Source organism: Streptomyces sp. NK08204 (assembly GCF_020400585.1).
Lineage (GTDB): Bacteria > Actinomycetota > Actinomycetes > Streptomycetales > Streptomycetaceae > Streptomyces.
The window spans coordinates 193,898-217,659 of the sequence record NZ_JAINVF010000012.1; the positions used below are offsets into that span (position 1 = coordinate 193,898).

The following is a 23,762-nucleotide window of genomic DNA, read 5'->3' on the forward strand; positions in this document are numbered from 1 at the left end:
GGGATGCTTCCCAGCGTGACCGCCGCCGAACTACAGGGCATGGTGAGGGGGGATACGACGTACTGCGTACTGCGGAGGCATCCATGACGCGTGAGTCGGAGTCGGGACTGCCGATCGAGCCGGTCTACGGGCCGCAGGCCCTGGAGACCTGGGACCCGGACGCGAAACTGGGCGAACCGGGGGCGTACCCCTTCACCCGGGGGGTCTACTCCAGCATGTACACGGGCCGCCCCTGGACCATGCGCCAGTACGCCGGCTTCGGCACGGCGGCCGAGTCCAACGCCCGCTACCGGCAGCTGATCGCCCACGGCACCACGGGCCTGTCGGTGGCCTTCGACCTGCCCACCCAGATGGGCCACGACTCCGACGCACCCCTCGCGCACGGCGAGGTCGGCAAGGTGGGCGTGGCGATCGACTCGGTCGAGGACATGCGGGTGCTGTTCGACGGCATCCCGCTGGACCAGGTCTCCACCTCGATGACGATCAACGCCCCGGCCGCACTGCTGCTGCTCCTGTACCAGCTGGTGGCGGAGGAACAGGGAGTGAGCGCCGACCGGCTGACGGGCACGATCCAGAACGACGTGCTGAAGGAGTACATCGCGCGCGGGACGTACATCTTCCCGCCGAAGCCGTCGCTGCGTCTGACCGCGGACATCTTCAGGTACTGCACCGCCGAGATCCCGAAGTGGAACACGATCTCGATCTCCGGCTACCACATGGCGGAGGCGGGCGCGTCCCCCGCGCAGGAGATCGCCTTCACCCTCGCCGACGGCATCGAGTACGTCCGTACGGCGGTGGCGGCGGGCATGGACGTGGACGACTTCGCACCCCGACTGTCCTTCTTCTTCGTGGCCCGTACGACGCTGCTGGAGGAGGTCGCCAAGTTCCGCGCGGCACGGCGGATCTGGGCCCGCGTGATGCGGGAGGAGTTCGGCGCGCGGAATCCGAAGTCGCTGATGCTGCGCTTCCACACCCAGACGGCCGGGGTCCAGCTGACGGCCCAGCAGCCGGAGGTGAACCTGGTCAGGGTGGCCGTGCAAGCCCTGGCGGCCGTGCTCGGCGGCACCCAGTCCCTGCACACCAACTCCTTCGACGAGGCGATCGCCCTGCCGACGGACAGGAGCGCGCGGCTCGCGCTGCGCACCCAGCAGGTGCTGGCGTACGAGACGGACGTGACGGCGACGGTGGACCCGTTCGCGGGCTCCTACGCCGTCGAGAGCCTCACGGATGCCGTGGAGGAGGCCGCCCTGGACCTGATGCGGCGGGTGGAGGACCTGGGCGGGGCGGTCGCGGCGATCGAGCGGGGCTTCCAGAAGGCCGAGATCGAGCGGAACGCCTACCGCATCGCCCAGGAGACGGACTCCGGGGAGCGGGTGGTGGTCGGCGTCAACCGCTTCCGGCTCGACGAGGAGGAGCCCTACCAGCCGCTGCGCGTGGACCCGGCGATCGAGGCGCGGCAGGCGGAACGGCTCGCGAAGCTGCGCGCCGGACGGGACCAGGGGGCGGTGGACGCGGCACTGACCCGCCTCAAGGAGGCCGCGCAGGGCGAGGACAACGTGCTGTACCCGATGAAGGAGGCGCTGCGGGCACAGGCGACCGTGGGGGAGGTGTGCAACGCGCTCCGGGAGGTGTGGAGCAGCTACGAGCCGAGCGATGCCTTCTGAGTCCGCGTTCTGGGCACCGACGCCAGGGTGTCGTACCCGCGTGCGACACTCCCTCTCATGTTCGGCGTCATCGATCTCCCCACCTACCTGGCAGGTCTCGCCCTCATCGTCCTGCTGCCAGGCCCCAACTCGCTGTACGTGCTGTCCGTGGCCGCCCGCCGCGGAGTGCGGGCCGGGTACACCGCCGCCGCCGGCGTCTGGTGCGGGGACACCGTGCTGATGACGCTGTCCGCGGCCGGGGTCGCCTCGCTGCTGAAGGCCAACGCCGTGCTGTTCGGGATCGTGAAGTACGCCGGTGCCGGATATCTGAGCTGGCTGGCGGTGGGGATGCTGCGCGCCGCCTGGCAGATGTGGCGCACCAGGCGGGAGCCTGCCGCCGACGAGGGCGGTCCGGCCGCCGCTGCCACCGACGAGCGGCCCTTCCGGCGCGCCTTCGTCGTCAGCCTCTTCAACCCCAAGGCGATCCTGTTCTTCGTCGCCTTCTTCGTGCAGTTCGTGGACCCGGGCTACGCCTACCCGGCGCTGTCCTTCGCCGTCCTCGGCACCTTCGCGCAGCTGGCCAGCGTCCTCTACCTGAGCGCGCTGATATTCGGCGGCACCCGCCTGGCCGCCGCCTTCCGCCGCCGCAAGCGGCTGTCGGCGACGGCCACGACGGCGGCGGGTGCGCTGTTCCTCGGCTTCGCGGTGAAGCTGTCGATGGCGGGCGCGTAGGCCAAAGGATCAGAAGACTTCCATCCCGTACCAGGCCAGGGCCTCGTTGACCGGCTGGTAGTAGCTGAAGCACTCGCTGTCGTTGGAACCGGACAGCAGACCCAGCGCGGCGTCTTGGGCGTAGAGCGGTCCACCGCTGTCGCCGTGATTGCGGCAGATGCTCGCGACGTCCATGCCGGTGACCGTCATACCGTCGGTGTAGTTGATGGTCTGGTTCTTGAGACCGAGCTCGCCGCAGCCGTATCCGCTGCGGTAACCGGAGGCGCACACGGTCTCGTAGACCTTGCTGTCGCGCGAGTAGGTGATGTCCTGGGACACGCCGTTCGCGCCTTCGACGTTGCCGTAGTACGTCACATTTGCGTTGTAGGCCCGGACAAGGCCGAAGTCGTTCCCGTTGGCGACGTTGTGCCCGGTGGTGTAGCCGATGTAAGTTCCATCGGACTTCCGCCAGTCTGTCCCGGACGTGTTGGTGCAGTGGCCTGCGGTGAGAAACGCCTTGTAGCTCGAATCCGTCTTACTGCGTACGGTGAAACCGTAGGAGCACGAGACCACACCATTCTCGATGTAGTCCCCGCCGTTGATGGCCCCCGCTGTCCGCTCGGTCCTACCCGTCATGCGTACGACACGAGCGGCCTTGCCGTAGGGCGCGACGAACTTCTTCAGTGCCGCGAAGTCGTCGGCCTTGACCGTGCTGTCCGCGCGGACCACCACCTGGTTGGCAGGGATGTCCACGCCCCACATGGTCCCGGGAGTTCGGAAGCCGGCGTCGAGCTTGGTCTTGATGCCATTCAGGTAGGCGGTGTCGTAGGCCACCCGCCGTGGGATGGCGCCGGCGTCCTTCACCGCCTGCGCGGTCTTGTCGTCGGTGACGGTGACGACGAACCGACGTCTGGTGCGGTCGAGATAGATACCGGCGGTGTGGGATATGCCAAGACGGTCGGCGAGCTTCTGGCTCGCGTCGCCGCTCGGGCCTCCGGCCACCGGGACGTCATGCGTCTGCCGAGCGGCCGGCTCGGTGTGGGCGCTCGCTTCGGGCGCCACGGTCAGCGCAGCGCCGAGAAGGGAGACGGCCACCAGGGTCTTACCGGTGGAAGCGAGCATCCTGGACATGCATGCGGTCCTTACGTCGAATGGGTGGAACTGGACGAACGGCTGGTGCTCGGAGGTTGTCCAACCCCCGAGCACCAGCCGCTTGGTCCGTCAGACGGTCCTGCCGGTCCAGTGGTAGTAGGAGATGTCCACCTGGCCCAGGTCGGTGGAGTAGACGGCGTCCTTGACGTCACTCGTCCTCAAGTAACCGTCGTTCGTCGTGCCGAGCTCGTTGAACAGCTCCTTGTAGGAAGCGTCGTAGTACCACCACTGACCGGCGGCCCCGGTGCTGCAGTCGCTCATCCAGACCGCATTGGTGTTCGTCTTGTTGTCGGTCATCAGACACCGGCCGGTCTCGCGGTTCTTGAGCTGGAGGTAGCCGTTGTGGCCGCTGCCCACCCAGTCCCACTGCTGGCGGTTCCAGCCCTGGCAGTAGGTGGCGTAAGCCGATCCGCTGTCGCCGGCGGTCAGACAGGTGCCGAACCGCTCGTTCTGGAACGTCCAGTAGGTGGGTGTCGCCTGGGCGGAGGCCGGGAACATGAGGCCCGCGCCGGCGGCGAGGGTGCTGACGGCGGTGACGGCCGCGAGACGGAGTTTCTTCACCAGAACCTCTTCCTGAGTGCTGCCAGTGGAGAGCTCGGAGGGCAGCGGTCCCGCGGGTGTGGGGTGCCGGTGCCGTCCGGATGAACAGCGTGCCAAGCCAGCGCGGTTGAGGCCTTGGCGGTCAGAGCACACTCATATGGCAATCCGTCGACCGAGGGCATGGGAGTGGCGACGGTAGACGGTGGGCGGGATGCCGTACGCGGCGCGGAAAGCGCGGGTGAAGTCGGTGGCGCGCGAGAAGCCCCAGCGGGTGGCGATGGCGTGGACGGGAGTGGTGCCCTGAGCCGGGTCGGCCAGGTCGAAGCGTGCACGCTCGAGGCGTTGCCTGCGGATGTAGGCGGCGACGGTCTCCTTCTGGTCCTGGAACAGCCGGTGCAGATAGCTCAGGGAGATGCCGTGCGCGGCAGCGATGCTCCGGGGAGTCAACTGCGAGTCCCAGAGGTGTTGTTGGACGAATCGTTCGATGCGTGGCGTCAGGGTGAGGTGCGGCTGCCGCGTCGGGAGACGGCGGTCGGATTCCAGGGCACCGACGAGCAGCGCGGCGACCATGTCACCGAGGACGATGGCCAGACGCGGTCCGTCGGTGGGCTTGTGGGCGCCGGTGTCTCCGGTCACCTGCTTGAGGAACCGGGCGAGCAGGGCGCCCACACCGTCGCGGCTTCCGATGCGGCGGCCCAGCGTCAGGTCGGCCTCGCCCCGGCGCAGGGGCAGAAGGGCCTCGGGGACGACGATACCCACGGCACTGATCAGACTGGTCTGGAGCTCGTACGGCCGGGAGCAGTCGAGCCAGCAGAAGTCGCCGGCAGAGAGGGCCGTTTCCCGGTTCTCATGGCTGACCACCGCATCACCCGAGAGGAGAAGCGCCAAGTGGTAGTGCCTGGCAGTGGAGCCCACAGCCGATTCAAGGGTTCCTTCGTGGATGTGCGGTGGCAAGGTCGCCGCCCACACCGACATCGCCCCGAGCTCGGTGAGTTGTAACTCCCCTGAGAGGTCCGTCAAACAACAGCCGTACATGTCTGTGAACGCCCTCATGATCTCCCCCGCCGAATCACGTGCTGTGCGTATCGAGACCCAAGGAAGGTAAAAGGGGAGTTGAGCCCTTCGGGTGAACGGTGCGTTTCCTAATTGCGTCGCGCAATCGACGGGGGCATGCCATAAGCAGCGCGGAACGCCCGGGTGAAAGTGGCGTGGTCCCTGAACCCCCAGCTGGCCGCTATGCGGTGGACCGGAATGTCCCGCAGCCGCAGGTCGGCGAGATCGCGGCGGGCGCGTTCCAGGCGCTGCCGGCGGATCAGTTCCATGACCGTGGTGTCGCGGACACGGAAGAGGCGGTGCAGATAGCTGACCGAGATGTGGTGGGCGGTGGCGACGGCCTGCGGGGAGAGATCCGGATCGGACAGGTGCTCGTGGATGAAGGACTCGATGCGCAGGAGCATGGCGTGCTGGTCCGAGTCGTCCTCGGCCCAGGCGAAGCCGTCGAGGTGATGGGCCAGCGAGGCAGCCATCAGGTCCAGGGCCGTCGTGCTCAGCTGCGTGGCACCGACAGCCAGGGAGGCGGAGTCGACGGTCATGTCGGTCAGGAACTGGGTGAGCAGTGCCCCCACCCCCATCTGCCCGGGCAGTCGTGTGCCGAGCAGCCGACGGGTCCGTTCTGCCGGGAACGGGAGCAGCGCGCGGGGTGCGTGCGCGTACACCAGGGTCGTCGTCCCCTCGCCGGGGATCCGTGTCTCGAACGGCTGCGAACTGTCACAGAGCGCGAAGTCCCGCCCGCTCAGCATCGCCTCGCGGCCTGCCTGGGTCACCATCAGGTCGCCTCGCCGCGGGAACACCACCGAGTACATCTCGGGATCGGACCGGCGGATCAGTGCGGCGGTGCGCCGTACGACGGACGGCGAGCAGGTCAGCTCCATGACGGTCACCGGTCCGAGGAACAGCGCCCGCACCGTGGCCCGGAAGTGCTCGGGACTCGTGCTGGTCACCCGCATCGGATACCCGCTGTTGAGCAGGAAGCCGTCGAAGTAGGGCAGTCGCTCGGCCGGAGGCAGGTCCTCACTGCAAAACACCGTGGTGATCACGGAATCCCTCCTCGGACATCCAGCCGTCGATCATATGCACGAGGGGAGTATGAGTGGATCACCGGTGTCTTCCCAGGAAAGGAAGGCCGTGGCATCACCTCACGTTCACCTGATGTTCGCTGAAGGGTCGGTGAACCGCGTCGAAGATCTCTTACCGTCGCAGGGATCTGCCCACAGAGAGCACAGGTGTTCGCGTGACCAACCGGCCCCCGAAACTGTCCGTGATCGTTCCTTGTTTCAATATCGAGACGTACGTTTCGGACACCGTGACCAGCCTCGTCAACAACGCCCGGGACGAATTCGAGTTCATATTCGTCGAGGACCGGTCGACGAAGGACTACACCTACGAGGCGTTGCTGGAGCTGACGAAGCGGCTCCCGAACAGCAGGGTGATCCGGCATGAACAGAACGGCGGACTGGCCACCGCACGCAACACGGGCATCGATGCGGCCGAAGGTACCTACCTCACTTTCCTCGACGGCGACGACTGGCTGGCCCCCGGCTATCTGACCGACCTGCTCGACTGCGCCGAACGCTTCGACGTCGACTTCGTCCGCACCGACCACGTCCAGGTCACCGGCATCGAACGCGCCGTCCACCGGGCCCCGGAAGGACGTCGGCACACTCCGCTCGACCCGCGCTCCTCGATCTTGCCCGTCGACGACACGACCATGGTCGACTACCCCTACGCCTGGGCAGGCGTCTACCACCGCCGACTGCTCGACCGCGGCCTGCTGCGCTTCCACGACGGACTGCGCACCGCCGAGGACCGTCCCTGGATCTGGGAACTCCACCGCAAGGCCGACTCCTACGTGGTCGCCGGCCTGCGCGGCGTCTTCTACCGCCGGGGTGTGGCCACTTCGCTGACCCAGATCGGCGACGTCCGCCAGCTGGACTTCTTCCGCTCCTTCGATCTCGTCCTGGCCGAACTCGCCGAGGACCCCGAAGCCCGGAAGCTGCGTATGAAGGCGCTGCGCAACTACTGCGTGGTCATCGCCCACCAACTCGCCGACCGAAGCCGCTTCGAACGCAGCGTCGCCGCCAAGCTGCGGCAGCTGGCCGCCGAGGCCCTGGGCAGGATGACCGAGGAAGAGCTGAACGAGGCCCTCGTCGGTATGGGCGAAGAACGTGTACACACGCTGCGGCGCATACGCGGCGGCATGAAGGGAGTCGCGGCATGAGGGATACGACCCAGATATTCTTCTCGGCCACCCAGTACGCGGCTGCCACCGTCACCGCTGCGATCCGCGCCGGACTGTTCGGTCCCCGCGAGGTCCACCGTCGCATTCTCGTCGTCAGCAACACCGCCGCCGTTCCCGAGGTCGGTACCCCGCTGGACCGGATGGCCGGCTTCGAGAAGCTGCGTCCCGAATTCGACGAGGTGCGCTCCTGGAACGATTTCATCTCTCCGCACCACCCGGCCGGCTGGTCCCCGCGGGCCCAGGACGCCCTGCTGTGGGAGAAGGCCGTACGCCTCGCCTGGAACCTGGGCGACGAGCCGGTCGAGATCGCCTGCGAGTCCATCCAGGCCAACCCCTCCCGCGCGGTCGCCGACATCTTCGCCGACAGCCCGATCCACGTGTACGCGGACGGCCTGATGAGCTACGGCCCCACCCGCAACCGCATTCCGCACGGCATGAGCAGCCGCATCGCGCGTGTGCTGCACCTCGACCTGATACCCGGATTGCGCCCGATGCTCCTGTCCGAGTACGGGGTCGAGCCCGAGCCCGTTCCGAACAAGGCCATCGTGGAGGTGCTCGCCGAGATCGGCGACGAGGGTGCTGGTGCCCTCGCCGACAGGATCCCCGCCGCGCACCGACCCACTGCCGTGCTCCTCGGCCAGTACCTCTCCGCCATCAATCTCATCACGCAGGAAGAGGAAGAAGAGCTCCACGTCCGCATGCTGCACGCCGCCGTCCGCGCCGGACACCAGAGCGTGCTGTTCAAGCCCCACCCCAGCGCCCCCTCCGTCTACAACAAGTCGCTGGAGGCGGCAGCAGCGGAACTCGGGGCCCGGCTGACAATCCTGAACGAGCCCGTCCTCGCCGAGACCGTCTTCGCCCATCTGAAGCCGGAACTCGTCATCGGCTGTTTCTCCACCGCCCTCATGACCGCCGCCGCCTTCTACGGCATACCGGTCGCCCGCGTCGGCACGGAACTGCTCCTCGACCGCATCACCCCGTACGAGAACAGCAACCGGGTTCCGCTCACCATCATCGACGCGGCGCTGCCCGACGCGGAGCGGGAAACCCTCGGCCTTCCGCTCGAACTCGACGCTCTGGCGGAGAATCTGGGGCCACTCGTGCGGACTGTTGGCTACTGCATGCAGTCCCGCAAGCACCCAGGTCTGCACGACGAGGCGGCTTCCTGGCTCACCGCGCACCTCGCGGAGCACCCGCAGTACTTCAAGAAGCGCCGCCTGACCGCGCTCCGCCTGCCCGGCGGGAGCCCGATCCGGACCGAGGCGCTGCGCCGCCATCCGGCGGTGCGCAAGGCCGTGCGACAGATCAGGGCACGACAGCGCTGACCCGGTCACACGGGCAACGCGAAGGCCGGCGGGCGCGAGGAGCACTCGCCGGCCTTCTGGCGTTCAGCGCGTCGGCCAGGACCAGCAGACTCGTCACGGTGGCGGGAACGTCGGCCGTGGAGCGAGACGGAGGCCGCGGCGCAGCACCCGGATGCCGAACCAGCCAGGTGCTCGTGGATCAGACAGAAGGCGGTCTTGCCGACGTCCAGGCCGTGCGCGCACATCCACGTTGTGCAGTCCTGCCGCCCGCGGGCCGACCGGCATCGCGCCGGACCGGGTGGTGGCCTGACCTCTGGGGCAAGGGAGGGCACACAGAACCCCGCTCCCTGATGGAGCGGGGTACCTGGCGGCGCCTAACGCTTCGAAAGAGCCTTGGCCCTGCGCGCGAGCCGACGTACGGTCGCGTTGCGCGGGATGAACGACAGCTGGGCCGGTACGCCGCCCGGCAGTGCCAGCGAGGTCAGCCGGCGGCGCTTGAAGTACTGCCAAGTGTGCGGGTTCAGATGCTGGGAGAGGTAGCTCTCGGCTGCCTCCCGCAGCTGCGGGTAGATCTTCGGCTGCATGGCGAAGCCGACCGCCGTCAGCAGTGCGTTCAGCTCCTCCACTCGCTCCCGCGGGGGCATCGACCAGTCGGCCACCACGTCTTTCTCGCCCAGGTCGGGCAGCAGTTCGGCGGCGATGGTGACCGGCACGCGGTTGCTGTTCTGGTAGGGCGCGATGCGGGCCAGCACGGTGTCGGTGCCGACGCGGGCGACCGGGATGCCGTACAGACCGGCCGCGGTGAACAGGGCCGTGGAGAAACAGCCGACCACCAGGGCGGGCCGTATCCGCTGGAAGGCGACCTCGGCGAGCACGTGCCCTTCCAGCATGGTGAGTTCGGCGCCCAGCCGGGACGCCTCGTCCGCAAGGCGCCGCGACCAGCCGGCGGGGGCCACAGGGTGCGGCTTGAAGGCGAGCGTGCGGTGCCCGAGCGCCACGGCGCCGCGCACCATCCGCAGGTGCAGTTCCTCCTCCTCGGCGACGCTGAGGATGCCCAGCGCCGAGAGGTACTGGCCGAGCAGCAGGGCCGGTCGCGTGTCGCCCTGTATGCCGCCGGTCGCGGGCAGTTCGGCCGGACCGGTTCCGACGGCCTCGGTCTCGGCGATCTCCCCGAGCACCTTCAGGAAGGCCTCCGCCGGAACCAGTTCAGGCCGTACGCCGAACTCGGTGAGCAGCAGCGGGGTCAGCCCAGGGACGAGATCGAGGTGCAGCAGTCGGCCGATGCGGGTGCCGACCAGCGGGTCGATCTTGTCGCGAGTGGGGCCATAGCTTATGAGGCCATCCGCATAGACATCCACGGGAGCGCCGGTGAACACCTGGCACAGCGCAAGCGCCGGATTGACCTGCACGGACTCCACGGTCAGCCGGATCTCATCATCACCGAGCCGCCACAGCAGCCGTACGTACCGCTCCCACATGGGAACGTCACCGGCTCGCGGACCCCAGCCGCTCGGATGGAAAGGGGCGATGGTGTCGTTCCAGGACAGCACGCCGTCGAAGCGCTCACGTACCCGCTCGAAGCCCGGCACCGTGTCGACGGAGGGGGTGGTCTCGGGAATGGCCGCGTTGTTCGTGACCAGGAGCAGGCGTCGGTCGGCCGGTTCGAACAGTCCGGCGTCGAGGGCCGCAGCCAAGGTCGCGGCACCGTACAGGGTCGACGCGCAGAAGATGTGGGTCGTACGAGGCATCAGGCGGCCACCGTCCGGCCGGTCAGGGGCCGGCGCTTCACTCGGCGCAGCCGGTCGGCGCGCTGGGGGTCCATCGATTCCATCACCTGCGCCAGCACATCCTGCGGCAGTCGCTTCAGGGCGGCTGAGCTCATGGAGCGCAGTTGTCGAGCCACGGCGGGTTCGAACCTCTCGATCGAACCCAGGTGGTGGGCCATGACCGCGCAATATGTGCGGACGGCTTTCGGCAGGAGCTTATCGGCCTCCGGGTCTCGTGCGGTTTCCTCGATCACCTGGTCGAACGCGCGAATGAAATCCAGTTGCCGCACATCGCCGATCTGGGTGAGTGACGAGGCGACGCCGCGCCGGTAATAAACGCCCAGCAGGCCCACCGTGGCGAAGGAATCCGCCTCCCGGTGCAGTTTCCAGATCCACGGCCGGTCCTCCGCCGTGCGCAGCCCGTGCGTGAAGTGCAGCAAACCCCGGTCGACCAGCCGGCGGTGGTAGACACCCGCCCACGCATACGCGTAGTCGACAGAGGTGGAGCGGTCGGCGGGCAGGATCGCGTCCCGCGGGTTCATCACGACCCCCCGCCGGCCGTGCGGGACCCTGTGGAGCGAACGCGCCCGGCCCGTGCACTGCACATGGTCCGTACGTACGAAGTCACAGCCCAACTCCTCGATGGCCGCGACCAGTCGGGGAAAGTGACCGGGGGCGAGCCAGTCGTCGCCGTCGAGGAACGTCAGGTACTCGCCGCGCGCCCTGTCGATTCCGGTGTTGCGCGCGGTCGCCAGACCTCCGTTCTGTTCGTGCCGGACCAGCACGGCACCCGGAAGCTCCTGCTCCGCGTGCTCAAGGATTTCTGGCGTCCCGTCGCGCGAGCAGTCGTCGACGAGGATGAATTCAAAGTCCTGGCGCGCGTTCGCACGCAGGCTCTTCAGCGTGTCCGGTGCGTATTGCTGGACGTTGTAGAACGGCACGATGACCGAGAGCTTCACCACCTGCCTCACGCTAGGGGGCTGCCCGTCATTCGGCCTGACCGTGTGCTTGATATTGGGTGAACTGAACATGGCGAGCCTGTGAATCAGGTGATTCCCAGGGGCATTCGCGGCCTGATTCCCCATTCGGCGATGTGCTGTTAACCGTTTGTTGCATTCGGGTTGGGCGGAACCTCGGAATGGCTTCCTAGCGTCTGCGACGTGCCAGCCAGTGCAACGAAGGCCCTGCGGGTCGCCGTCCTCGCGGATTCCGACACCCGATGGAAGTGGGGGGCGCTCACCGCCCAGCGTCTCACTCCCGCGGATGCCGGGATCCGGCTCGACGGCTACCTCCTGCGGGGCCGCGCCACCCCGACCGCCCGTCAGCTCGAGGAGGTCGGCGTCCGCGCCGACTCCCTCCGCGAGGTCACCGGCGTCGAGTTCCTGCGCGAGATGACCGAGCGGACGACGGGCGAGGACTCGTACGACATCCTCGTCCTCGCCCTGGTCGGCGGCGGAGTGCAGGCCATGCTGCACGGCCTGCGCAACATCTGGGGCGGCTGCGGCGAGCGCCCCGTCGTCGTCACCGGCTACGTCGGTGTCGTCTACGAGAAGCTCACCGACGGGCTGCTGCTGCGGCACGGCGCGGACCTCGTCCTCGCCAACTCCCGCCACGACGCGGACCGGTTCCGGGCCGTGTTCGAGGGGGTCGGCGCCGACGCCTCCGCGGTCACCGAGGTGGCCCTGCCGTTCCTCGGCGGGGAGCCGTACACCGGTGAACACGACCCGTACACCGTGGTGTTCGCGGCCCAGCCGTCCGTGCCGGACAACCGGAAGGACCGTGCGTACCTGCTGGACCGGCTGATCGAGCACGCCCGCAGGCACCCGGAGCGCGAGGTGCTGCTCAAGCTGCGCTCCAAGCCCGGCGAACACACCACCCACATCGAGGAGTTGCCGTACCAGAAGCTGGTCCAGGGCAGGGACGTGCCGGCCAACTTCAGCCTCGTGTACGGCCACATGGGCGAGGTGCTCGACCGTACCGACCTGCTGGTCACGGTCAGTTCAACGGCCGCCCTGGAGGCCCTGCACCGGCGCATCCCGACGGTCGTGCTGACCGACCTCGGTGTGCGCGAGGTGCTCGGAAACCACCACTTCACCGGCTCCGGGTGCCTCGCCTCCTGGGACCAGCTCGACGCCGGGCACCGCCCGGTGCCGGACGAGGAGTGGGTGGCCCGGCAGGGCGTCGCCGCTGGGGGTACCCCCTCTGGGGGCGGCTCGTACGCGACCGCCTTCGACACCGCCCGTGAGCGCATCGCGGGGCTCCTGGAGCGCTCCGGCGGTCTGCCGCCCCTGAACCCCTACTACACCCCCGAGACCGCGCCCGGCTACCTGCCCGGCATCCTCGCCCGCCACCACCTCGGCCCCGACGGCGCCCCGCTGCCCGGCGCCCCCGCCGCCGACAAGGCGCCCGGACCGGTCCGCCAGATCGTGCGCCGGGCCGCGCGCGGCGCCTACCGGCACGGTGTCCAGCGCGTGGCACCCGTGATCCGGCGGATGGGGGAGCTGTGAGCTTTCAAGCTCTGAGCTTTCAAGGAGAGATACCCATGTCCGACAACGCAGTCGGGATACGCCGTGTCCTCGCAGTGATTCCCGCGCGCGGCGGCTCCAAGGGAGTGCCCGCCAAGAACCTGGCGCCCGTCGGCGGCGTGCCGCTGGTCGCCCGCGCGGTCCGCGAGTGCCTGGCCACCCGGTTCGTCACGGACGTGGTCGTCTCCACCGACGACCAGGCCATCGCCGCCGCGGCCCGCGAGGCGGGCGCCGAGGTCGTGCTGCGCCCCGCCGTCATCGCCGGTGACACCGCGACCTCCGAGGCGGCGGTCCTGCACGCCATGGACACCCATGAGGCCCTGCACGGCGCCCCCGTCGACGTCGTCCTGCTGGTGCAGTGCACCAGCCCCTTCCTGGTCCGCGAGGACATCGACGGCGTGGCCGGCGCGGTCGCCGAGCAGGGTGCGGACACCGCCGTCACCGTCGCTCCCTTCCACGGCTTCGTCTGGCGACACTCGGACGAGGCGGACGAGGGCGGCCTCGGCGTCAACCACGACAAGTCCTTCCGCCCGCGCCGCCAGGACCGCCCCCAGGACTTCCTGGAGACCGGCGCCGCCTACGCGATGGACGCGTCCGGCTTCCGCAAGCACCAGCACCGCTTCTTCGGACGTACGGAACTCGTCCGCACCGACCCCGCCCGGGTGCTGGAGATCGACGACCCGCACGACCTGGCCCGGGCACGTGCCCTGGCCCCTCTCTTCGACGCGGACCGCCCCGGTTCGCTGCCGACCCACGACGACATCGACGCCGTCGTCCTCGACTTCGACGGCACCCAGACCGACGACCGGGTGCTGATCGACTCCGAGGGACGGGAGTTCGTCTCCGTGCACCGCGGCGACGGACTCGGCATCGCGGCCCTCCGCCGGAGCGGCCTGAAGATGCTGATCCTGTCCACGGAACAGAACCCGGTGGTCGCCGCCCGCGCCCGGAAGCTCAAGCTCCCGGTGCTGCACGGCATCGACCGCAAGGACCTCGCCCTCAAGCAGTGGTGCGAGGAGCAGGGCATCGCGCCGGAGCGCGTGCTCTACGTCGGCAACGACGTCAACGACCTCCCGTGCTTCGCCCTCGTCGGCTGGCCCGTGGCGGTCGCGAGCGCCCATGACGTCGTACGCGGCGCCGCACGCGCGGTCACCACCGTCCCCGGCGGTGACGGCGCGATCCGGGAGATCGCCAGCTGGATCCTCGGCCCCTCTCTCGATTCCCTCCCCAAGTAAGGACATCTCCTGCCATGAGCACCAACTCCCGTCTGCGCACGTTCGGTTCGCGCGAGGTCGGCCCCGGCCGTCCCGTCTACATCTGTGGCGAGATCGGCATCAACCACAACGGTGAGCTGGAGAACGCCTTCAAGCTGATCGACGTGGCCGCCGAGGCCGGCTGCGACGCCGTCAAGTTCCAGAAGCGCACCCCGGAGATCTGCACCCCGCGCGACCAGTGGGACATCGAGCGCGACACGCCCTGGGGCCGGATGACCTACATCGACTACCGCCACCGGGTGGAGTTCGGCGAGGACGAGTACCGCCAGATCGACGCGTACTGCAAGGAGAAGGGGATCGACTGGTTCGCCTCCCCGTGGGACACCGAGGCCGTCGCCTTCCTGGAGAAGTTCGACGTCCCCGCCCACAAGGTGGCGAGCGCCTCCCTGACGGACGACGAACTGCTCCGCGCCCTGCGTGCGACAGGCCGCTCGGTCATCCTCTCCACCGGCATGTCGACCCCGAAGCAGATCCGCCACGCGGTCGAGGTCCTGGGCAGCGACAACATCGTCATGTGCCACGCCACCTCGACCTACCCGGCCAAGGCCGAGGAGCTGAACCTCCGTGTGATCAACACGCTGGAGAAGGAGTACCCGAACGTCCCGATCGGCTACTCCGGCCACGAGACCGGCCTGCAGACCACGCTGGCCGCGGTCGCCCTGGGCGCCGTGTTCGTCGAGCGCCACATCACCCTGGACCGCGCGATGTGGGGCTCCGACCAGGCCGCCTCCGTCGAGCCGCAGGGTCTCACGCGCCTGGTGCGCGACATCCGCACCATCGAGGCCTCCCTCGGTGACGGCGTCAAGAAGGTCTACGACTCGGAGCTGGGCCCGATGAAGAAGCTGCGCCGCGTCGCCGGTGTCGTCGCCGAGGCGGAGATCGCGGCGGCGGCGGGCGAGCCGGTCGCGGTCTGACCCCGTCGGCTCCTTGAGGCCCTCACTTCCCTTACGACGGGACGGTCGTACGCCGATGAGCCCCCGCGCCGGTCGCGCCGGCCAGTCTCCCCGCACGCTCGCCTTCGTGGAGAGCCCGGTCCAGCTGCTGAACGTACTGGAGTGGGCACACCTGCACGGCCTGCGCGGCGCGGAGCCGGACATCCTGCCGTCCGTGCCTGCGCAGGTGCGGCGGGCGGGGGCCGGTGACTCGCCGCCGTCGGCCGACGAGTCGCCGCAATCGGTCGACGAGTCGCCGCAATCGGTCGACGACTCGCCGCCGTCGGCCGGTGAGTCACCGCTGGCCGGTGAGTCGTCGTCGGCCGGTGAGGCGTCGCTCCCGGTCGGCGACTCGTCGCTGCCGGCCGGCGCCGAGCTCACGGTCGTCGTCCTGTCCCCGAGGGACCCCATGACCCGGGGCCAGCTGCGCCGCATGGCGGACCTGGCCCGGGACGAGGGGTACCGGGTGCGCTGGGAGGAGGCGCGGGGCGGCACGACGGCGCCCTTCTCGACGATCGGCGGCCTGGCGGGCCCGCTCCGCCGGGCCGACCGGATCGTCATGGGGGACCCCTTCTCCCGTTACGTACAGCTCTTGCTGACCATCACCCGGGCGAAGGACCTGGTCGTGGTGGACGACGGCACGGCGACGATGGAGTTCGTGGCCCAGCTGGCCCGGGGCGAGCGCCTGGTCCGCTGGCACCGCAAGGGCGGCCGTCCTGGGCCCAGGGACCTGCTGTTCGCCCCGGTCTCCTCCTCGGCCCGCCGCCGTCTGACGCCCAGTGTCGGCCGCCGGGTCGAGGTCTTCTCCTCCATGCCGGTCGAGGAGACCCCGGAAGGCGTCACCGTCACCGCCAACGACTTCTCCTGGACCCGCGCCCGCTTCGGCCCGCCACGCATCACCAGGGGCGCGGACATGGTCGGCACGTCCCTGGTGGAGACCGGGGTCGTGGACGGCGACCGCTATCTGGAGGCGGTCCGTGCCCTGTCCAGGGCCCACGGCGTGAAGCGCTACTTCGCCCACCGCAGGGAGAGCGTGGAGAAACTCCACCGCCTGGCCGCGGAGACGGGCCTGGAGATAGTCCGCCCCGACCTCCCCCTGGAACTGATAGCCCGCCGGGGCCCCATCGGCCGCACGATCCTCAGCTTCCCGTCGACGGTCGTCCACACCCTGCCCCTGGCTCTGGCCGGTACGGGTGTCCGCGTCGCGGTATGCGACATCGACCCGTCGTGGCTGACCGAGAACGCCTCGCCGAGGGCCCAGGGCTTCCTGTCCGGGGTGACCGGGACCGCACGGGACGTGCATCGGCTGGCGGCGGTGACCGGCTTGGCCTAGGACGGCTTTCCGTCATTTTCCCAGACATGAGTACGAATACTCAGTCGACTGCCCTTGGCGCGCCGTTACGGTGCCGACGACCGCAGAAAAGGCGGCAGCGGGGAAACGGGGAGTGGTACACGCATGTCCTGGGACGAGTGGGAGCAGTTAAAGGCGGACGCGGCGGCGCGTGGGTCCACTCACATGCAGCTGAATCAGGCGGTGGCCGACGGGAGCGGCGGTGGCCCTGCGCCCGGCGCCGGTGCGGGCCGGCTGCAGTCGGACAAGAAGGCATGGGCCCAAGCAGGCGGGGACACCAACGGGCTGACAGACGATGTCACGAAGGCGCTGACGAAGCTGGACTCCGGGCAGGATGGCCTGGGGGACACGGCCGGATGCCAGTCCGCGGCGACACAGAAGGAGTTGTACGACTCCTGGAAGAAATACGTCGGCGACGTGAGCGCCCGCTGTGCTGAGTTGGGCGGACTGCTGGCGCGGTCCGGAACTGACTTGTCGATGACCGACGCGGACGTCAAAGCCGAACTGGACAAGCTCAAGCTCAAATACCAGGACACCGAGCCCGTCGGTGGCCAGGCGAGCGGGCGGTGATCGACGGTCATGGATCTCGCCACGCTGCAGGCTCTCGAGCCGAACGAATACCAACAGGCCGCAGATGGATACCGAGCCACGAGTGAGATGGCCGGTACGGCCAAGGAAACGATCGACAACAAGATCAGCGCGGGGATCCGCAACCAGCTCAGGGGAGAGACGGCGGACGCCGCGCTGCGAGAGCTGAAGAAACTGTCGAAGAACTTTCACTACGTCCAGGCCGAGTGCGCGCTGGTCAGCACCGCGCTGGACGGCTTCGCCTTCGACTTGGCCGTGGCGAAGCAGAAGCTGGAGGCAGCCCTGGAGGACGCCCGGGCGACCAACTGCACAGTCGGCCCGGACGGTTCGGTCAACTACCCGGCGGGCGGCAAGGAGGCCGACGGCAAGACGCCGGAGGGCGGCACGGTCCCGCCTGGAGTGACCCCGGCGGACCCGATGGTGGTGGCGGTCGACCGGCAGGCGGCCAACATCAACCCCAATCCGAACTTCGGCAAGGCGATAGAACTGGCCTACCGCGTAGGTGACGCCCTGAAGGAGGCGACCGACGCGGACGCGAAGTGGGCGCCGAAGCTGCGCGCCCTGAAGGCCGACGACGACCTGGTGGTCTCCAACCGGGACTGGACCGACGTCACGTCGGACACGGACGGTGTCCGCGATGCGGGCAAGAACTACCTTGACTCCCTGCCCCACCCGCCCCAGGGCGACAGCCCGAAGGACAACAAGGTCTGGTGGGATCAGCTCACTCCACAGCAGCAGGCGGACTACCTGTCCGTACACCCCGACTCGATCGGCGCGATGGACGGGCTGCCAGCTACCGTGCGGGACCAGGCCAACCGAACTGTGCTCGACGAGACTCACGCACAGGCGCAACTGGACTACGAGGACTGGTTGAAGAAGCACCCTGAACCCAAGCGGTATGAAAACTACTTCAACCCGATGACAGGTACGGAAGTGAAGGGGGCGTTGGTCGAGACCCAGGAATGGAAGGACTGGGACAAGGCGCGGAAGAAGGCCCGTGGTGGGCTCGACGGCATGGAGGCGATCCAGAAACACTTCGACACCTCCACAGGCGAGGACGCTCGGCCCTACTTACTCGGCTTCGATACCAAGAACCGGGGTCACGCTATCGTGTCGATAGGAAATCCTGACACTGCGGACAACGTGGTCACCTATGTGCCGGGAACCGGTGCTAATCTGAACAATATTGATGGTGACATCAATCGTGCCCAGGCGCTTCAGGCAAAAGCGCAGTATTTGGACCCCAGCCATTCGACGGCATCGCTCCTCTGGCTCGGCTACGACGCGCCGCAGAGCCTCGTTGGTGATGCGGCATATAACACCAGTTTCGCCGACCACGCACGCGAGCCGCTGAGTAACTTCCTGACGGGCATCGACACGGCCCACGATGGGCCCGTAAATTCCACGTTGTTGGGTCACAGTTACGGAAGCCTCGTCGCTGGAGAGACGATGCGCGACCACCCAGACCTACCCGTGGACAACGCGATCCTGGTGGGCAGCCCCGGTGCGGGAGTGAATCACGCCAAGGACCTGCATATCGGCGCCGACCATGTCTGGGCGGCTACCGCCAAAAACGACCTCGTGAACCTCGTGCCGCCGCCGGCCGGAACGCTTGCACCACTGAACCCGATGGCGTACTGGCGCCTCTTTAACGATCACTCAATTATGTATGGAAATGATCCAACGTCCGATGATTTCGGTGGACAGACGTTCCATGTAGCTGACGGCAAGCCGCCTACATGGAGTGGGAAGGTGCCTGCTCACTCGCAGTACTGGGATGGCGACTCCCTGGAGAATATGGCGAAGATCGTAACCGGAGGAAGGCCGTGAAAACACGCAGAGCGGTATCGGCTGTCGCACTACTGATCACGGTGGTCGCGGTAGCTGCATGCGGATCGGATCAGGGCACGGGCAGGGCGGGGAAGGACGCATCGAAACAGGTTGCCATGGATGAGCAGCAAGCAATGAAGCGCGCGGAGGAGATCATTCATCAGGCAGTGGACGGCATGTCGCCGAGGCCGACCCTCAAACGGATCGGGCCCGTGCCGATTGGAACCTGTCTTGCCGATGACCACAGCTCTGGCGAGCGTCAACAGGTCAGCCTCTCTTACCAGCTGACCGGAGTGCCGGGCAGCCAGGCCAAGAACCTTGTCCGGCAGGCGCGGGACGCCTGGGTGAAACTGGGCTACAAGTTCCAGTCGTCGGATGGCGACTGGTCCGACCCTTTCCCCACGGTGAACATGCGTACAGAGCCCGACGACTTCTGGATGTACGCCATCACTGGTGTCCTGGACAGGTCAAAAGGGGAAGGTCTGGCAACCATAGGGGTGACCTCACCTTGTTTTGCGTCCAATGCTGCCTCCACGGCTGACCCCGCCTCCTTCCAGCAGGCCCCCACCGACGAACTGGCAGAGCGCCGCGCCCTCGACCACTCCAGCCGCATCTACGACGCGCTCCGGGTGCCACACGCGCCGACACGGGAGGGAGAGCGCTTGGCCACTTACCAGGAGGGCGACGACACCTACGCCCACCACACCTGGTCGACCCGGCCGCTGGGGGAGGAGGCTACGGCCAAGGTATTGGAGCGGGGGCGCGCCTACTTCCAGAGCAGCGGCTGGATGGTACGGCACGTCCCGACGGCAACGCGTGCCCCTGCACTCCTGGCCCGCAACACCGCTGACGGGACAGTGGCCCAGTTGGCCCCGTCCGTCGACGGCGCGTTGCGGGTGGCAGTGACGACTCCCGTGGAACGCCCGAGGACCGCGACTGCGTGACAGCGCGACCGCCAATATCTGGAATCGGCTTACCGTGCCTGACGACTTCGGGATGACCGCACTCGCCGGTGGCGTCGACACAAGGCCAAGGGCGAGGGGTCGCGGTCACCAGTGTTCATCACCCTGTTTCGCCACGAGGCCCGCCGGCACGGCGGACCCTCCCTTCTGGCGGCTTTTGGCGCGGGCGAGCCAATCCTACCGATCCTGAAATCGGAGCCAGCATCATGGAATCGGTCGCCGGAGCTCTAGAGCCTTCTGGGATGAGGGTTCGAAGAGCCTACGCGATCAAGGTCTCGTAATCGCGGGACGGTATGGCAAGGTGACTCGTGAATAAACGTATGACTCGGACTGTTGCTGCGTCTATGGCATTGGTGTCTGTCTTCTTGGGAGGGTGCTCTCAGGTGAGCGACGAGAAAAAGGCCGAACTCCGCGACGAGCAAAGAGTCAAGGAAAGTATTGAGCATGCATCGAGTGAGATTCTCGGCGTTATGGCGGTGAAGGGCAAGGTGATCGAGTCGGGCGCCTTTTCCGTCCCCTGCTCGTCCTACGATTCGGATGAGAAAGTACACCGCATGCATCATCCGTGGAGCATTTATGACGTATCGGGCGAAGCCCTCAAGGGAGTGATGGATCGCCTGCGAAAGGAGCTTCCAGTGAAGGGTTGGAAGATCGTCAAGGATGGCCCCGACAAGAGTCCGGCTAAAGTTCCCCAGATTGTGGCGAACTCGCCTGACGGCCACATGTCCGCCGACCTCAGACTGTGGATCGAGCCCTCCGAGAGCGAGCGTTCGTCCATGATTGAAGTCACCGTGGTGTCTGACTGTTTCCGGAGCAAGCCCGGAACTGCGGTCGGCAACGGCTGACGCGGTGAGCTGCCGACGGCGTCATACCCGCCCACTCGAAGACCAGGGAGAGGAACTCCCTAAAAACAATGCGAAGACCATGACCGGAGGCAACCCAGTGTGGCTGCCACGGACGATGTCGGTTGTTGCCGCGTTGGCCATGGCGATCGGGCTGGCGGCGTGCGGAACGGGGCAGACGGGCAACAAGGGCGACGGCACACCAACGGAGCAGGCCAGGATGGATGCGCAGCACGCAACCGATCGCGCAGAAGCAATCGTCCACGAGGCCGTGGATGGCATGTCCCCGAAGCCGACCCTCAAGCGCACTCCGCTCGAGTCGCTCGGCCCATGCCTCGCCGACGACAACAGCTCAGGCAAGCGCATGCAGGCCCATGTCACGTACCAACTGACGGGGGTGCCAGGCAGTGCGGCGAAGAAGCTCGTGCGTCAGGCCAGGGATGCTTGGGTGAAGCGCGGCTACACATTCCAGAATTCGGATGGCGACTGGTCCGACCCCTTCCCATCCGTGAGCATGCGTACCGTCCCTGACGACTTCTGGATGACCGCACTCACCGGTGTCGTGGACAGGGCCAAGGGGGAGGGCTTGGCAGCGATCAGCGTGACCTCCCCCTGTTTCGCCGCGGACAGCTCCAGCACGGCCGACCCCGCCTCCTTTCAATGAGCCCCACCGACGAGCAGGCCGAGCGCCGCTCTCGAGCCCTTTGGGAGTGAGCGTCAGGGAAGACCGTCAGCTGGGCGAACAGTGCCACCGCCGGCATCCGCCCCGCCTCTCGGCGTCGACGTGCCTCCGGCGTCAACCCGCCCCCGTCCGCCTCACACATCGTGGATTACAGCCGACAGTCCATCAGTAGCGGCAAGTTCCCCGGACATCTCACTGACGAGCCGAAGTCAGGTCGCTACGACCTGGTCACCGCGTGGCCTCGGCCTCGGCCCGGTCGGGGAGGAGGGCGAGGAGCTGTTTCGTGTGGCCGGGCAGTTCTGCCTCCGCCAGTCCAGTGACGATGTCGCGCAGCGGCATGGGCTGATCGACCATGAGGGTGCCGTTGGACAGGAGCCGGGCGGGTGCAGGGGTACTGAGCTCGGCATCGCTGAGCGCCGCACTTCCGGCGAGTGCGCACAGGGCGGCTGCCTGGCAGCGTATGCGGTCCCGGAGCCCGGCGTTGCCGCCGGCGTGCGCGATGGTTTGCTCGATAGTCCAGGCGTCGAGGGCGATCCGGTTGTCGTACGTCGTGTTGCCCCCCGCTGCGACACCTGCGACAGCGGCGATGGTGGCAGCGCTGACGAGAGAGACGTGCGCAAGGATCTGGTCGGCGTTCCACTCACCGTCTGGCGGGGCGGGGCTGGGGTCATCGGCGTTGGCCACGGTGGTGGCGGCGTCGAGCAGTGCCCGGTAGGCGTCCTGGAGTGGGGCCGCGTCCAGCATGTCGTGTACCTCTCTATGCGGGCGTCATACGGAAACGGAATGGACAAGGGGCGGAGAGGCGCGGCTCAGCTGTGGGCACGGTTCATCTCCCAGGGCGCCTGCGGCAGGACCTCGCCGGTCTCCAGCATCGACTTGAGGTTCGCCAGCACGGCCGGCCAGCCGGCCGAGATGCCGCCCAGCATCTCCTGGTTGGGGAGGTTCTCGTGGGTCACGGTGAGGCGAACGATGTCCTGATGCGGTTCGACGAGGAAGGTGACGACCGACGGCTCTCGCGGCGATTCGGCATCGGGGACGTCATCAAAGGTGATGACCAGCCGGGTCGGGGGCTCGGCCTCCAGGACACGGCCCACCACGTCGATCTTGCCTGAGCCGTCGGCTCGCCGGTGTTCCCAGGCCGAACCCGGCTGCCAGTCGGAGACGTTGGCGTGTCCCCAGTAGCGCGCCGTCAGGTCGGCGTCGGTCAGGGCCTGCCACACCCGCTCCGCACTGGCGCGGATGTAGGTGACGTATACGTAATCCGGCACCGGTGTGGGTGCGTCGGTCATGGTGTACTCCTCTGCCTGGTGCTTGATGGCGCTGATCGCTTGCAGGCGGGGCTTGTCGAAGCCGGAGATCCAGCGCTCCTCGATCTCATGGATCGGGGCCGGGTTGAGGTAGTGCAGCCGCTCCCGGCCCCGCCGAACCACGGTGACGAGGTTGGCCCGCACGAGCATGTCCAGGTGCTGCGTCGCCGACTGGCGCGTCATCTCAAGGCGTTCGCACAGTTCGCGCAGTGTCTGCCCGTTGTGCTCGCGTAGCCGGTCAAGCAGGAGCCGCCGGGTGGGATCGGCAAGCGCCTTGAACACCAAGTCCATCGCTGTTGCTTCGAGGCTCACGTTCGACATTATGCAGGCGTTCGCCTGCCTATCGTCAAGGACGAGGCCAGCCGTGCGAGCTGAGCGCAGCGATGTGCACCGACCTCCAGGGCCGCCCCAGCACGCCTGTCCTGCTCGATGCCCCTACGTCACACTGACAAGCCGAAGTCGGTGAGCGCGATGTTTGACGGCCCCCACCGGGGAAGAGCGGCACTCACAGCTGAGCCTCATGAGACCTCCATCCGGACCGGTGGTCGGTGGCTGACGGCGCCCCTCTTCCCGATGCCGCGCTGTCACAGCATTCGCTACTGACTTGGCCTGAACTGACCGACGAGTCGGCGTTTGCCGGGCGGCGGCGTCGGCCTCGGCAGGGCCGTTGTCGAGGCCGATACCAGGCCGCGGACCAAGTCGCCGCCAAGTCCACGTTCATACGGTGGCGATGGTGTCAATGGTGTCGATGGTGTCAAGCCGTCGTCCGGACACAGCATGAGTAATTCAACGCCTGGGGGAGGCGGAAAATGAAAGACATGACCAAGGCGCCTGTGCTCATAGCCGGCGCCGGGATCGGCGGGCTCACAGCGGCGCTGAGCCTGCACGCCGCGGGTATCGACGCGGTCGTACTGGAGAGCGCCCGCGATATCCGGCCGCTCGGCGTCGGGATGAACCTCCTTCCGCACGGGGTCCGGGAGCTGACCGAACTCGGCCTCGGCGACGACCTCGCCGCCCTCGGAGTGGCCACGGCCGAGCACGTCTTCTGTGACAGT

Annotated in this window: 22 protein-coding genes; 14 read left to right on the forward strand and 8 right to left on the reverse strand. The window is 67.7% G+C overall.

Going from position 1 to position 23,762, the window contains the following annotated elements; translation table 11 throughout:
* Positions 1-83: 83 nt before the first annotated feature.
* Together K7G59_RS20345 and leuE are read left to right on the forward strand one after the other, a co-directional pair.
* Complete coding sequence (locus K7G59_RS20345) at positions 84-1,664, forward strand: methylmalonyl-CoA mutase (protein WP_225836205.1); 1,581 nt, start codon at positions 84-86, stop codon at positions 1,662-1,664.
* A 57-nt stretch (positions 1,665-1,721) separates the two neighbouring features.
* The gene (gene leuE, locus K7G59_RS20350; RefSeq protein ID WP_225836207.1) at positions 1,722-2,375 is read left to right on the forward strand and encodes a leucine efflux protein LeuE; all 654 of its coding nucleotides are present in this window, start codon (positions 1,722-1,724) and stop codon (positions 2,373-2,375) included.
* Between the two features lie 9 nt (positions 2,376-2,384).
* On the opposite strand, the gene K7G59_RS20355 is transcribed toward leuE, so the two are convergent.
* The 4 genes from K7G59_RS20355 to K7G59_RS20370 all read right to left on the reverse strand — a co-directional run bounded on the left by K7G59_RS20355 (position 2,385) and on the right by K7G59_RS20370 (position 6,142).
* Entirely contained in the window at positions 2,385-3,485 is a 1,101-nt protein-coding gene (locus K7G59_RS20355) for a S1 family peptidase (protein ID WP_225836210.1), read from the reverse strand.
* A 90-nt stretch (positions 3,486-3,575) separates the two neighbouring features.
* Positions 3,576-4,067 (reverse strand): RICIN domain-containing protein, encoded by a 492-nt coding sequence (locus K7G59_RS20360; RefSeq protein ID WP_225836212.1) that lies wholly within the window; start codon positions 4,065-4,067, stop codon positions 3,576-3,578.
* A 132-nt stretch (positions 4,068-4,199) separates the two neighbouring features.
* The gene (locus K7G59_RS20365) at positions 4,200-5,099 is read right to left on the reverse strand and encodes a helix-turn-helix domain-containing protein (protein ID WP_308295065.1); all 900 of its coding nucleotides are present in this window, start codon (positions 5,097-5,099) and stop codon (positions 4,200-4,202) included.
* Positions 5,100-5,188: 89 nt separating this feature from the next.
* Positions 5,189-6,142 carry a helix-turn-helix domain-containing protein gene (locus K7G59_RS20370; protein ID WP_225836214.1) on the reverse strand — a complete coding sequence of 318 codons (954 nt, stop codon included), beginning with the start codon at positions 6,140-6,142 and terminating at the stop codon, positions 5,189-5,191.
* Positions 6,143-6,336: 194 nt separating this feature from the next.
* Between K7G59_RS20370 and K7G59_RS20375 the strand changes: the two genes are divergently transcribed.
* Together K7G59_RS20375 and K7G59_RS20380 are read left to right on the forward strand one after the other, a co-directional pair.
* On the forward strand, positions 6,337-7,323 hold the full coding sequence (locus K7G59_RS20375) for a glycosyltransferase family 2 protein (protein ID WP_225836216.1): 987 nt from the start codon (positions 6,337-6,339) through the stop codon (positions 7,321-7,323).
* A complete protein-coding gene (locus K7G59_RS20380; protein WP_225836218.1) occupies positions 7,320-8,669 on the forward strand; it encodes an alpha-2,8-polysialyltransferase family protein in 1,350 nt (449 codons plus the stop codon). The genes K7G59_RS20375 and K7G59_RS20380 overlap by 4 nt, the downstream gene beginning before the upstream one ends.
* 353 nt (positions 8,670-9,022) lie before the next feature.
* Here K7G59_RS20380 and K7G59_RS20385 read toward each other — a convergent pair whose 3' ends face one another.
* On the reverse strand, positions 9,023-10,396 hold the full coding sequence (locus K7G59_RS20385; RefSeq protein ID WP_225836219.1) for an alpha-2,8-polysialyltransferase family protein: 1,374 nt from the start codon (positions 10,394-10,396) through the stop codon (positions 9,023-9,025).
* Positions 10,396-11,376 (reverse strand): glycosyltransferase family 2 protein, encoded by a 981-nt coding sequence (locus K7G59_RS20390; protein WP_225836220.1) that lies wholly within the window; start codon positions 11,374-11,376, stop codon positions 10,396-10,398. Before K7G59_RS20390 ends, K7G59_RS20385 begins: the two co-directional genes overlap by 1 nt.
* A gap of 198 nt (positions 11,377-11,574) precedes the next feature.
* Between K7G59_RS20390 and K7G59_RS20395 the strand changes: the two genes are divergently transcribed.
* The 9 genes from K7G59_RS20395 (at position 11,575) to K7G59_RS20435 (ending at position 21,382) form a co-directional block, all read left to right on the forward strand.
* A complete protein-coding gene (locus K7G59_RS20395) occupies positions 11,575-12,921 on the forward strand; it encodes a DUF6716 putative glycosyltransferase (RefSeq protein WP_225836221.1) in 1,347 nt (448 codons plus the stop codon).
* A gap of 35 nt (positions 12,922-12,956) precedes the next feature.
* Entirely contained in the window at positions 12,957-14,174 is a 1,218-nt protein-coding gene (locus K7G59_RS20400) for an N-acylneuraminate cytidylyltransferase (RefSeq protein ID WP_225836222.1), read from the forward strand.
* Positions 14,175-14,188: 14 nt separating this feature from the next.
* Complete coding sequence (locus tag K7G59_RS20405) at positions 14,189-15,127, forward strand: N-acetylneuraminate synthase family protein (RefSeq protein WP_225836223.1); 939 nt, start codon at positions 14,189-14,191, stop codon at positions 15,125-15,127.
* Positions 15,128-15,182: 55 nt separating this feature from the next.
* Positions 15,183-16,478 carry a hypothetical protein gene (locus K7G59_RS20410; protein ID WP_225836224.1) on the forward strand — a complete coding sequence of 432 codons (1,296 nt, stop codon included), beginning with the start codon at positions 15,183-15,185 and terminating at the stop codon, positions 16,476-16,478.
* A gap of 123 nt (positions 16,479-16,601) precedes the next feature.
* Positions 16,602-17,066, forward strand: a complete 465-nt coding sequence (locus tag K7G59_RS20415; protein WP_225836225.1) for a hypothetical protein — start codon at positions 16,602-16,604, stop codon at positions 17,064-17,066.
* Between the two features lie 9 nt (positions 17,067-17,075).
* Positions 17,076-18,914 carry an alpha/beta hydrolase gene (locus tag K7G59_RS20420; protein ID WP_225836226.1) on the forward strand — a complete coding sequence of 613 codons (1,839 nt, stop codon included), beginning with the start codon at positions 17,076-17,078 and terminating at the stop codon, positions 18,912-18,914.
* Positions 18,915-19,030: 116 nt separating this feature from the next.
* Positions 19,031-19,858, forward strand: coding sequence for a hypothetical protein (locus K7G59_RS20425; RefSeq protein ID WP_225836227.1), 828 nt, complete (start codon positions 19,031-19,033; stop codon positions 19,856-19,858).
* A 401-nt stretch (positions 19,859-20,259) separates the two neighbouring features.
* Positions 20,260-20,721 (forward strand): hypothetical protein, encoded by a 462-nt coding sequence (locus K7G59_RS20430; RefSeq protein WP_225836229.1) that lies wholly within the window; start codon positions 20,260-20,262, stop codon positions 20,719-20,721.
* A 79-nt stretch (positions 20,722-20,800) separates the two neighbouring features.
* A complete protein-coding gene (locus tag K7G59_RS20435; RefSeq protein ID WP_225836230.1) occupies positions 20,801-21,382 on the forward strand; it encodes a hypothetical protein in 582 nt (193 codons plus the stop codon).
* A 246-nt stretch (positions 21,383-21,628) separates the two neighbouring features.
* Here the strand turns inward: K7G59_RS20435 and K7G59_RS20440 are convergent, their stop codons facing one another.
* Positions 21,629-22,144 carry a hypothetical protein gene (locus tag K7G59_RS20440; RefSeq protein WP_225836232.1) on the reverse strand — a complete coding sequence of 172 codons (516 nt, stop codon included), beginning with the start codon at positions 22,142-22,144 and terminating at the stop codon, positions 21,629-21,631.
* Between the two features lie 65 nt (positions 22,145-22,209).
* Entirely contained in the window at positions 22,210-22,998 is a 789-nt protein-coding gene (locus K7G59_RS20445) for a metalloregulator ArsR/SmtB family transcription factor (protein ID WP_225836254.1), read from the reverse strand.
* Positions 22,999-23,516: 518 nt separating this feature from the next.
* Here K7G59_RS20445 and K7G59_RS20450 point away from each other — a divergent pair.
* A partial coding sequence (locus tag K7G59_RS20450; protein WP_308295066.1) for an FAD-dependent monooxygenase occupies positions 23,517-23,762 on the forward strand: 246 nt, incomplete at its 3' end.